The 634-nt window shown below is 45.7% G+C and carries 1 protein-coding gene; it reads right to left on the reverse strand.

Annotated features, from left to right (window positions below; genetic code table 11):
• The coding region (locus CXF82_RS01440) for an acrylate reductase flavoprotein subunit ArdA (RefSeq protein ID WP_145991640.1) at positions 1 to 634 on the reverse strand (634 nt) is incomplete at both ends.

Consider the following 634-nt stretch of genomic DNA (forward strand, 5'->3'; position numbering starts at 1 on the left):
CAATAGACTGACCAGTGAAGCTGTCTTTCACTTCAGCGCTAGTATTAATCTGTACACCACCTTGGCAGTAATGCACTTTCGGCCACAGTCTTACCACTGTGAATGGCGCTTCGATAAACTTATCTTTAGCCTTGGTCATATTCTTGCCAAACTGCTTATCATCACCAGACTTAACGTATTCGTTGTACTCTGCGATCTGAGCTTTCAGCGCTGTAAGCGGCACATCAAAATGTTTGGCTAGCTCTTCAACTGAATCGAATTTCCAACCTACGTTGTACTTGATTACTTTTTTAGTATTCGGATGCTTCTTAGAATCCTTATAGCTAGTGATCAAGATTGGAGGCATGGCTTTACCCTGCTCGTCACGGCAAGCTAGCTCAGCATCTGCACGCGTCTTACGGTCAGCAATTTCATTCATGAAACGCTTACCCGTTAGGCGGTTTACCGCCATTGAATGAGGGAAATTGTAGATAGTGTAGTTAGACACATAACCGAATCCACCTTCATCAGGTGACGCCCAAGGGCCAGATTGGATGTGCGCTAAATGTACTGGGATGGCGCCTAAACGGAACATCTCATACATACCTTCGCCCGTAGCACCGGGTGCGTTAGTACAACCCACTTCAGCTGTTAA

The sequence above is a fragment of the Shewanella sp. GutDb-MelDb genome, assembly GCF_002836075.1.
In the GTDB taxonomy this organism is placed as follows: domain Bacteria; phylum Pseudomonadota; class Gammaproteobacteria; order Enterobacterales; family Shewanellaceae; genus Shewanella.